The organism is Bartonella propinqua (assembly GCF_047263965.1).
Classification (GTDB): Bacteria; Pseudomonadota; Alphaproteobacteria; order Rhizobiales; family Rhizobiaceae; genus Bartonella.
Window position 1 is genome coordinate 43,064 of record NZ_JBLEBK010000008.1, and the last position, 6,363, is coordinate 49,426.

Below are 6,363 nucleotides of genomic sequence, written 5' to 3' on the forward strand. Positions count from 1 at the left end.
TTTCTGAAAATTAGATGTCGAGATTAGAAGCGAAAGTGGAATTTTCTTGTATAAACCGAAATCGTGCTTCTGGTTTCGTTCCCATTAAATTTTCTACAGTGTTTTTAGTTTCTTGCATTTCAACTGTATCAATAGTAACGCGTAAAAGTACACGTTTTTGAGGATGCATAGTCGTTTCTTTAAGCTGTTCGGCGCGCATCTCGCCAAGGCCTTTGAAACGTCCAATTTCTACCTTCGTTTTTCCAGTAAATTCGGTCTTTAGCAATTCATCTTTATGGGCATCATCACGTGCATAAGCGATCTTTCCCCCTTGCGATATTTTATACAAGGGGGGCACAGCAAGATATAGATGTCCTTGATGAATGAGATCAGGCATTTCTTGAAAAAAGAAGGTAATTAAAAGTGAGGCAATATGGGCACCATCAACATCCGCATCTGTCATAATGATAACGCGCTCATATCTGAGATCTTCTTCACGGTATTTAAAGCGTGTGCCACATCCAAGAGCTAGGATAAGGTCAGAAATTGTTTGGCTTGAGTTCATTTTTTCGCGTGCAGCACTGGCTACATTTAAAATTTTCCCACGAAGAGGTAAAATTGCTTGATTTGCTCTGTTTCGTGCTTGTTTAGCAGAACCACCAGCAGAGTCACCTTCAACAATAAATAATTCTGCACCAGCAGCGGAATTTTGACTACAATCTGCCAGTTTTCCAGGCAAACGCAATTTTCGTACAGCAGTTTTTCGATTTACTTCTCTCTCGTGGCGTCGTTTAATACGTTCCTCAGCGCGTTCAACAACCCACTCAAGAAGTTTTGTTGCTTCTTGTGGAGAGTTTGCCAGCCAATGATCGAAAGGATCACGTATTGCATTTTCAACGATACGTTGTGCTTCGACTGTAGCTAATCGATCTTTGGTCTGTCCAACAAATTCAGGCTCTTTGATAAAAACTGAAAGTATTGCAGCGGTTGAAATCATAACATCATCAGAGGTAATGATAGCAGCGCGTTTATTGCCTATTAATTCGGCATAGGATTTTAATCCACGTAAAAGAGCTTGTCGCAACCCTATTTCGTGTGTTCCACCTTCTCTGGTGGGAATAGTATTGCAGTAAGATTGCACACAAGAATCACCACCATGCCAAGCAACAGCCCATTCAACTGAACCATGACCATTACATTGTTTTATTTTTCCAGAAAAAACTTCCGAGGTTACTCGATATTCACTTTTCAGTGATGATAGTAAATAATCTTTAAGTCCATCTGGAAAGTAAAAAACAGCTTTTTCAGGAATATTGTTTGTGCCTTCAAGTATGAAAGGGTCACAATTCCAGCGAATTTTTACCCCGCCAAAAAGATAGGCTTTGGAGCGTGCCATTTTATAAATTTTTTCTGGATCAAAAGATGCTTTTTCACCAAAAATTTCACTATCAGGATGAAAACGAACTCGTGTGCCACGACGGTTATAAACGTCACCCAGATCTTCTAATTTAGATTGAGGAATTCCGCGTGAAAATCGTTGCCGATAAAGCTTGCGTTCTCGTGCTACTTCAACTTCCATATCATCGGAAAGAGCATTGACAACAGAAATTCCCACGCCATGTAGTCCTCCAGCAGTTTGATAAGCTTTTCCATCAAATTTTCCGCCTGAATGAAGTTGTGTCATAATGACTTCAAGAGTAGATTTTTCAGGCATCTGAGGGTGATTTTCTATAGGAATACCGCGCCCATTATCTGTAACGGTTAAATAACCGTTTTTATCTAATGATACATCAATTAAGTCCGCATAACCAGCAACAGCTTCATCCATTGCATTGTCAATAATTTCAGCAAATAAATGGTGAAGTGCTTTACTATCTGTTCCGCCGATATACATTCCAGGACGTAAACGCACGGGCTCCAAACCTTCAAGTATCCGAATGGAGTGGGCATTATAGTTATCTTCTTGCGCACTCTCTTTAGAAGCTATAGTTTCTGAGTTCATTGGAGTTGGCAGATTTTTTTCTTTTGCTTTTACTCGAGATTGAGCATTATTTAAAATACTAAAAAGATCCTTGTTATTATCGCTCATTGCGTTTGACTATCTACCTAATTAAAATAAACTTATAACCAAAATAAATTTTATGCTTGTTTTTTATTTAAAAATCAATGCACTTAGGAAACATCAATTGTTGGTCCAAAAATTTGTTCAAATGCTTGTTTCAAAGCAATATCAATATCACGCATTGTTACAGAAAAACCTAAATCAAGAAAACTGGTTACACCGTGATTTGTGATACCACAAGGAACAATTCCTGAATAATGTTCTAAATGAGGATCAACATTTATGGAAACTCCATGGAAGCTTATCCATTTGCGTACACGTATACCAATAGCAGCAATTTTATCCTCAGGAGAAAAGCCACTTTGTGTTGATGAACAATCAGGTCGCTTAACCCATACACCAACCCGATCTTCACGGCGTTCACCTTTAATATTAAATTGCGCAAGCGTTTGTATGATCCATTCCTCTAATGCACTAATAAAAGCGCGAATATCTTGTTTTCGGCGTTTAAGATCAAGCATAACATAAGCAATACGTTGCCCTGGTCCATGATATGTAAATTCACCACCACGACCTGCGTCATAAACAGGAAGCATATTAGGTGCTAAAAGGTCTTTTTTTTTTGCACTGGTACCAGCAGTATAAAGGGAAGGATGTTCAAGGAGCCAAACTTGTTCACGGGCGGTATTTGCAAAAATATTTTTTACACGCTCTTGCATATAATGCAGCGCTTCAGGATATTCGATCAAACCACTACTTATTTTCCATTCAACTGGTGAATGATCATGAATTGTTTTAAAATGATGTGGTAAATGGTCGCGATCAATATGTTTCAATGCAAATTTCATCCGCAATATTTATGTTGGTGTTATAATTTTATGTTATAGTTTAAAAATAACTGCAAAGTAAGATATGCGATGATTTATTAAAATTAAGATAATGAAGCAATGCGGTATGCTTTAAAAAAGTTTCTGTATCCAAAAATACAAGCTAGTTTTACCATCTTCCTGTTGCACCGCCACCGCCTGATGATCCACCACCACCTTTGAATCTTCCTCTATTTTGGTATCTTCCGAATCCTCGATCAGAATGTCTACCACTAGTATTTAAGTGAAAAAACCAAGGTGTAAAAATGATACCCATCCACAGATATTTTTGTGGTCCTACTTTTTTACCAAAAATCATTGCAAGAATGGGCAGACCAATCATTATAAAAAAGATTAAAAATATGATTGCATTGGCTATCATTTTTTCTTTTTCAGCTTTTTTACGTTGCACTTCAACTATTTTAGCTTGAGTTTTGATTCGAAAAGCAAAATCAGAATCACTTTCTGTAATGACGCTGATAATTGCATTAACTGCTTCGACAATTCCTTCTCGGTAGTTTCCTTTTCGAAAATTGGGAAGAATAAAGTTATTAATGATGACTGCAGAAATAGCGTCCGTTAATTCTCCTTCCAAACCATAACCTACTTCAATACGTACTTCACGTTCATTTGGTGCAATGAGCAGTAATACACCGTTATTAATCTGTTTTTGACCTAATTTCCATGTACGAAAAAGGGAGTTACTATAAGTTTCTATATCGTTTCCTAAAAGAGTAGGGAGAGTTACAATAACAATTTGATCTCCTGATTTTTCTTCCAGTGTGGCTAATTTTTTTGTTAAATTTTCCGTTGTTTCGTTATCGAGTATATGCGCCACATCGTTAATATAGCCAGTTAAAGGAGGAAATTTGTTTTGCGAATAAGAAATTCCTCCAAATACAATGAGCAAGCACAGAACGCTCATAAATGTCCATAAGCATAAAAAAGCACAGCGGTGCGTAAAATATCTAAGTAGTTTCATTAATTAAAATTAATCTTCGGTGCTTGTTGATTATCGGTATCAATTGTGAATGTTGGCATAGGTTTAGCATCGTAAAACCATAATTTTGCCCAAATCATTGTTGGCATTGTTTTTAGTGCAGTATTGTATGCACGTACGGATTCGATATAATCACGACGAGCGACAGAAATACGGTTTTCAGTTCCTTCTAATTGTGATTGAAGAGCAAGAAAATTTTGATTTGCCTTGAGGTCAGGATAATTTTCAACAATAGCCATAAGGCGCGAAAGTGCACTTGATAAGTTTGCTTGATTACTGAGATATTGTTGCATCATTTGCGGATTTTCCAACATATCTGCATTAATGTTGACCTGTGTTGCTTTTGCACGCGCTTCAATAACATTAGTAAAAACGGCTTGCTCGTGGGACGCATAGCCTTTGACAGTTTCGACAAGATTAGGAATAAGGTCTGCACGGCGTTGATATTGGTTCAGTACTTCACTCCATGCAGCATGCGCTTTTTCTTCAGTTGTTGGTATCGTATTAAATCCGCAGCCACTTAAAGATGGTATTAAAGATACAAAAAAAATAGCGCTTAGGAAGCGTTTTAATATTTTGATCATAGGATAAGTAAGTATAATTGGCGTAGTTAATACATTTATCATAAAGATATCTCCCAAGCGATTTTATGTATTATATAGGATATATTTTTTATATGAAAAGTATTTTGTGTTTTATATATAGCTATTTTATAAAACAGTTTATGTTTGTATAAATTTTATAATGTTTATTGTTGTTGGTAAATTATTACATATAACAAATCATAACATTATAATACTGACTTATATTATGATCATAGTAAATTATTCTATTTTAATTGTTTTAAAATCGCTTATTTTACAAGATTTTTATCCGTATATATATTTTTTAGTTGTTTTTTTATTTTTTAAGATCGTACTTAAAAAAAAGTTTAAAATGATCTTAAAGAAACATAACAGGTAAAAAATTAAAAACTTTTCTGATCATTGGCAAAAGTTCAAACAAGGGCTTGATATTGTTCTCCAGTGGTTTCAAGATTTATGGGAAGGTTTTAAACAAAGTTTGAGTGGCTTTTTGGGATTGGCTCAGCAATTTTTTCACACAGGAAAAACTTTCTGAAAGCGCTAAAGCAGAAATGGAGCAGGTAGGGGAAGATTTAGCTGATTGGATTGTGGATGGTTTTAGTAGCGCTATCACGCAATTGACCGATTTTTTTAAATCCTTGCCCAGTCGCATCAAGTCATGGATTGGGACGATTGATTTCACAGATTTATTTCATTGGCCCAGTTTGCCAAGCTGGCTTGGTGGAAAAACATCCATTCAACCTATCCCACAGTTTTCTGGCGCAAATCACGGACAATTTTCTCAAACAGAGCCAAGAGATAACGATAAGAGCCGTTCAGCTGTTTATCATAATCAAAATGTGACGGTGCATGTTAATGGTGCACGTGATCCTGCTGTGACAGGGCGTGCGGTCAGTGCAGCTCTTCAGCGTGCCCAAGCTAATGCGCTGCATGGAGGGACGGAATGAGTGATCCCCTAATGATGCTAGGACCGCATCAATTTTATGTAGATTGGCTTAACTTCCAATCGTTTGAGGAGGAATTTTCTGCTTCATGGGTTTCGATGGAGCGTTTTGGTGGGGCACCTAGTTTGCAATTTACAGGCTATGGTAGTGATCCTAAAACCATTCATGGTGTGTTGTTTCCAGAAGAATTTGGTGACCGTGAAGCAATTGATGCCATTACCAGAACCATTCGCGCAGCCAAACCCATCCAGATGATTCGTTGGATCAGTGATTGTACTTATAGCGCTCTTATCCATGGACCAGTGGTCATAACCAATATCAGTAAAGATCATGACTATATTAGCCGCTCTGGGCAATCACAGCGTATTCGCTATTCCCTCAGTCTCTTACCCTTTTTTGATGGGGGCAAACCTCAGGGGCAATATCAATGAAGATTCCTGAAAAACATCTGCTTGTGGAACTAGAGGATATGAGCCTTGATCTGATTTGCTATGAGCATGCAGTTTCTGTTTTAGGGGATCGTGCTCAAGTGGGAGCTTTAGAAGGGTATTTAGAAGCCACCTTATCAGCGAATCTAGGGATTGCCCAATATGGTCATTTTTTGCCGCGAGGTTTGCGTGTTCTCCTGCCTGAATTTACAACGCTTGAGAAGAAAAGCACGGTGAGGCGCTTATGGGATTAAGGTATACACGCCCTTTTATTGTGGTGAAAGTGGGTGATAAACCTGTTCATGAGGTTTTTTACCAGCGTCTTTTATCTGCCACCATCGTTGATCATGCAGGGAATGAATGTGATACATTCGAGGCAGAATTTGATGATAGTGGCAATGATTTAGAGATTCCCCAAAGTAAAAGCGATCTACAGGTTAGCTTTGGTTATGAGGACAGCATCAGTGCTTCGATGGGATGTTTTATTGTCGAATCGGTTG

Annotated in this window: 7 protein-coding genes and 1 pseudogene; 4 read left to right on the top strand and 4 right to left on the bottom strand. The window is 37.6% G+C overall.

The window, feature by feature from the left end:
* Positions 1-10: 10 nt before the first annotated feature.
* The 4 genes from parE to ACMFKV_RS06055 all read right to left on the bottom strand — a co-directional run bounded on the left by parE (position 11) and on the right by ACMFKV_RS06055 (position 4,533).
* Positions 11-2,068 carry a DNA topoisomerase IV subunit B gene (gene parE / locus ACMFKV_RS06040; protein ID WP_413154740.1) on the bottom strand — a complete coding sequence of 686 codons (2,058 nt, stop codon included), beginning with the start codon at positions 2,066-2,068 and terminating at the stop codon, positions 11-13.
* 83 nt (positions 2,069-2,151) lie between these two features.
* The gene (lipB, locus tag ACMFKV_RS06045) at positions 2,152-2,889 is read right to left on the bottom strand and encodes a lipoyl(octanoyl) transferase LipB (RefSeq protein ID WP_336288409.1); all 738 of its coding nucleotides are present in this window, start codon (positions 2,887-2,889) and stop codon (positions 2,152-2,154) included.
* A 148-nt stretch (positions 2,890-3,037) separates the two neighbouring features.
* Positions 3,038-3,889: a TPM domain-containing protein gene (locus tag ACMFKV_RS06050; protein ID WP_413154741.1), complete on the bottom strand. Its 852-nt coding sequence runs from the start codon at positions 3,887-3,889 to the stop codon at positions 3,038-3,040.
* Positions 3,889-4,533, bottom strand: a complete 645-nt coding sequence (locus ACMFKV_RS06055; RefSeq protein WP_336288407.1) for a LemA family protein — start codon at positions 4,531-4,533, stop codon at positions 3,889-3,891. The genes ACMFKV_RS06050 and ACMFKV_RS06055 overlap by 1 nt, the downstream gene beginning before the upstream one ends.
* A gap of 440 nt (positions 4,534-4,973) precedes the next feature.
* Between ACMFKV_RS06055 and ACMFKV_RS06060 the strand changes: the two genes are divergently transcribed.
* The 4 genes and pseudogenes from ACMFKV_RS06060 to ACMFKV_RS06075 form a co-directional block, all read left to right on the top strand.
* Positions 4,974-5,438 carry a hypothetical protein gene (locus ACMFKV_RS06060; RefSeq protein ID WP_413154742.1) on the top strand — a complete coding sequence of 155 codons (465 nt, stop codon included), beginning with the start codon at positions 4,974-4,976 and terminating at the stop codon, positions 5,436-5,438.
* Positions 5,435-5,866, top strand: a complete 432-nt coding sequence (locus ACMFKV_RS06065; RefSeq protein ID WP_413154743.1) for a phage tail protein — start codon at positions 5,435-5,437, stop codon at positions 5,864-5,866. Before ACMFKV_RS06060 ends, ACMFKV_RS06065 begins: the two co-directional genes overlap by 4 nt.
* Positions 5,863-6,117: a tail protein X gene (locus tag ACMFKV_RS06070; protein ID WP_413154744.1), complete on the top strand. Its 255-nt coding sequence runs from the start codon at positions 5,863-5,865 to the stop codon at positions 6,115-6,117. Before ACMFKV_RS06065 ends, ACMFKV_RS06070 begins: the two co-directional genes overlap by 4 nt.
* Positions 6,108-6,363, top strand: a pseudogene (locus tag ACMFKV_RS06075) (late control protein); the annotation flags it as partial. The gene ACMFKV_RS06070 and the pseudogene ACMFKV_RS06075, both read left to right, overlap by 10 nt.

Bases quoted from the DNA above. Each gene is read 5' to 3' on its own strand.
- parE (WP_413154740.1), bottom strand. From the start codon at position 2,068: ATGAGCGATAATAACAAGGATCTTTTTAGTATTTTAAATAATGCTCAA.
- lipB (WP_336288409.1), bottom strand. From the start codon at position 2,889: ATGAAATTTGCATTGAAACATATTGATCGCGACCATTTACCACATCAT.
- ACMFKV_RS06050 (WP_413154741.1), bottom strand. From the start codon at position 3,889: ATGAAACTACTTAGATATTTTACGCACCGCTGTGCTTTTTTATGCTTA.
- ACMFKV_RS06055 (WP_336288407.1), bottom strand. From the start codon at position 4,533: ATGATAAATGTATTAACTACGCCAATTATACTTACTTATCCTATGATC.
- ACMFKV_RS06065 (WP_413154743.1), top strand. From the start codon at position 5,435: ATGAGTGATCCCCTAATGATGCTAGGACCGCATCAATTTTATGTAGAT.
- ACMFKV_RS06070 (WP_413154744.1), top strand. From the start codon at position 5,863: ATGAAGATTCCTGAAAAACATCTGCTTGTGGAACTAGAGGATATGAGC.